This is a genomic window from Anoxybacillus sp. (genome assembly GCF_036834105.1).
Classification (GTDB): Bacteria; Bacillota; Bacilli; order Bacillales; family Anoxybacillaceae; genus Anoxybacillus.
This window is the reverse complement of the sequence record NZ_DAITON010000195.1, coordinates 1-2,974: the sequence shown is the minus strand read 5'-3', so window position 1 is coordinate 2,974 and position 2,974 is coordinate 1. Positions and strand designations below refer to the sequence as shown.

Sequence of the window (2,974 nt, the reverse complement as noted above, 5' to 3'; positions counted from 1 at the left end):
CCGCTATGGCTTTAGCCTAGCGGTAGTTCAAGTCGCACAGTTAGCGAACGAATATCACGTTCCTGCCTTTTTTGCTGTCAGGAAGTCTCGGTGACGGCTTTGACAAGCTATATACATATTTCGTCAGCTGTGATGCGATTGCGACAAAGCCGATGACGTTAGAACAATGTATGCGTTCAGCAACAACGCTTTTATATACGAAAGCACGCAACATCGCACGAATAATCAAGCGGTTTTCTTAGTCGAAAACCGCTTGATTATGATTCGGCCTGTTCTACTAATTCGGTAGATAAGGAAGATAAGTGCTTCATGACGCGATGAATGTCTTCAATAGAGCGTAAAATATAATCAATTTGTCGCTGGCTTTCCCTAAACAGGTCAATATGGTGGTCGAGCTCCATTTTCGAAGCGACCATCGTCCCTTTTGTTTGCTCCATTTGACTAGCTGCTTCTTTTGCGATATCGCTCATCCCGTTCATTTTTTGTACAAGTGACTCGACTTGTCGATAATTCGTTTCGATTCCTTCAATAATGTCTGTACTCATTTGTTTTGTATATTCCGCTAGCTTACGAACTTCATCCGCTACGACAGCAAAACCTTTTCCTGCTTCTCCCGCTCGTGCTGCTTCAATCGCGGCATTTAAAGCAAGTAAGTTCGTTTGATCAGCAATCGCTTGAATTTGTGAAGATGTATTTCGAATCATGTCTGATGAATTTGACAAATTTTTTAAGATAGAGAGCACATCGTTCACTTTATTGACTACTTCATCAAACGTTTTGCGCGTTTGCTCGACTTGATGTTCTGTTGTGTTCATGAGAGCGGACAAGTTTTGGCTACTTCGTTCTGTCATTTCTGTTTGTGTTCGTACATGTTTCGCCTTTTCTTCTGCTTCACTTAACCCCGCTTCTGTTTGCTCAATCGAAGCAGCAAGCTGTTGCCCCATATCGTGCAACCGTGAATGGATCGTGGCTTGTTTTTGATTTAATTGTTCTAGCTCGTTCATTCGATCATCCATGTAGGCACTCATAATGATTTGCGAATCGAAATTAATAAGATGAAAAAGGGCGACGAGCATATGTGTCCATTTATCCATCTGTCCTTGTTGCTGCGCATATGGCAATAGTCGCGGAATAAGCGCTGTTGCAATTGCTTCATACGTCGCAATCATCCATTCGATCGGTAAGCCACGCTCATGATGATTGCTGCCTAGCCGTTTACGAAAAGCGATGTAATCATCATTAATTGTCGCAGAAAGTAAAGAATCAATATATTGGATAAAAACGTGTTTCAAACGTTCTCGCGTCGTTTTGGAGCTTGCGATCGATTGTAATAGAGGGAACGAATACAAATGATTAAGCACATCGTCAATCACCTCATCGATATGCTCCATTACGAGCGGCTTCACTTCGCGCAATAGTTGTAAATGCCCTTCTGTCACCCCCATGTAGCGTAATCGCTCTTTTATATCATCCGCTGTATGTACGAAGGCAACTCGCTCATCTAAGTGAAAAGGTAAAAGTGCTTGCTTCCGTTTAGAAAAAAACATAAAAACTCACTCCTTTGCGTCTTCATATACACATTATATTTCGTTCTATGAAAGTTGACGAACAATAATGCTCTGCAAACTTATAAAACATTGTTCTAAATAAACAACAAAAAAATAAAAAACCCATTTTTAATGGGAATAGTTCTTCATCCTATTTTTTTCTTCTTCTTTCGGCATATGATGAGACAAGAAAGGGGGAGCGTGATGAATCGCCTTGCTTTTGGTATTATCATCGCATATACAATTGCTTACTATAGCTCATTATCATTTTTCACTCATCCTTCGGTGCGGATGATGAGTAGCGCATTTCTTTCCATTGGTGGAGCACTTCTAGCAACCATCTGGCTATGGAAAGCGCACCGTCGCATTCGCACGAAGGAAAGCACATTTTGGGGAATGTTAACCGTCAGCATGATTTGTTATGTCATCGCAGAAAGCATGTATCGCTTTTATGAGATTGTATATGATGCTGAGCCTCCATTCCCAAGTTGGCCCGACGTATTTTATTTAGGGAATTGTTTTTTGTATATTTTGTCACTTTGTTATATGATGATGTTCGTACAAAAGCAATGGAAGATGTGGCAAGCTTTATTTGATACACTCATTGTGACAACGATGCTCGCAATATATAGCTGGTTGTACGTCGTGCAGCCTCTCTTTCATTCACAAGTGTCGATCGCGTATGTACTCGTATTGCTCAGTTATCCACTTCTGGACTTAGCGATTACTTTTTTTCTCCTCCTCGTTATTTTTTCAACACGTTTAAACCGCATATGGATATTGAACTTATTCGGAATCGGTTTGTTTGTTTTCGCTGATACGATGTATTTGATTCAAATGATGCAGTTTGAGTTTGTTTCTAATTCTTGGCTTGATCTACTGTGGGGAATAAGTTTACTTTTTATCGGTTTATCTGGTATGTATGCCAAAGAAGGAGACATAGCCATGCAAATGCCAGCAACGACAGGACGGAAAGCAAATGTAAAAATATTTTTTCCTTATGCTAGCCTTGTTCCTCTTTTTTATGTCTTTTTCCGTTTTCCGTCTGATCACATTGTCATCGCTGGAGTTGTTGTCGCCGTCTGTTTTGTTGTCATTCGTCAATGGCTCACATTGCATGAAAATAGACAACTCGTTCAATGTTTGCAAACGTTAAATCATGAGCTTGAGAAAAAAGTAGACATGCGCACAAGCGAACTACAACGAGTAAATGAACAGTTGACTTATGCGGCAAATCACGACTTTTTAACAGGCCTTCCGAATCGACGCGCCTTTATTCAATCGTTAGAAGAAGCGCTTCAACAAGCGAAGCAACAACGTCATTCGCTTGCCGTGTTGTATATTGACGTCGACCGTTTTAAACAAATTAATGACTGTAGATGAGCATTTTTCATTACATTAATTTCCATCCCTAAAAGACAAACAGG

General features: G+C 40.4%; 3 protein-coding genes and 1 pseudogene. 2 read left to right on the top strand and 2 right to left on the bottom strand.

The genetic code is table 11. The annotated features are described in order from the left end of the window. Positions 1-71 precede the first annotated feature (71 nt). Positions 72-242, top strand: a complete 171-nt coding sequence (locus tag V7Z64_RS12715) for a glycerate kinase (RefSeq protein ID WP_297987678.1) — start codon at positions 72-74, stop codon at positions 240-242. Between the two features lie 15 nt (positions 243-257). On the opposite strand, the gene V7Z64_RS13370 is transcribed toward V7Z64_RS12715, so the two are convergent. After that, positions 258-815, bottom strand: a complete 558-nt coding sequence (locus tag V7Z64_RS13370; RefSeq protein ID WP_442885210.1) for a methyl-accepting chemotaxis protein — start codon at positions 813-815, stop codon at positions 258-260. Between the two features lie 201 nt (positions 816-1,016). After that, positions 1,017-1,547 (bottom strand): annotated as a pseudogene (locus tag V7Z64_RS13365) (protoglobin domain-containing protein); the annotation flags it as partial. A gap of 204 nt (positions 1,548-1,751) precedes the next feature. Between V7Z64_RS13365 and V7Z64_RS12705 the strand changes: the two are divergent. After that, the gene (locus V7Z64_RS12705; RefSeq protein WP_297987682.1) at positions 1,752-2,930 is read left to right on the top strand and encodes a GGDEF domain-containing protein; all 1,179 of its coding nucleotides are present in this window, start codon (positions 1,752-1,754) and stop codon (positions 2,928-2,930) included. Positions 2,931-2,974 lie beyond the last annotated feature (44 nt).

Coding starts and splice junctions, on each gene's coding strand:
- V7Z64_RS12705 (WP_297987682.1), top strand. CDS start 1,752: ATGAATCGCCTTGCTTTTGGTATTATCATCGCATATACAATTGCTTAC.
- V7Z64_RS13370 (WP_442885210.1), bottom strand. CDS start 815: ATGAACACAACAGAACATCAAGTCGAGCAAACGCGCAAAACGTTTGAT.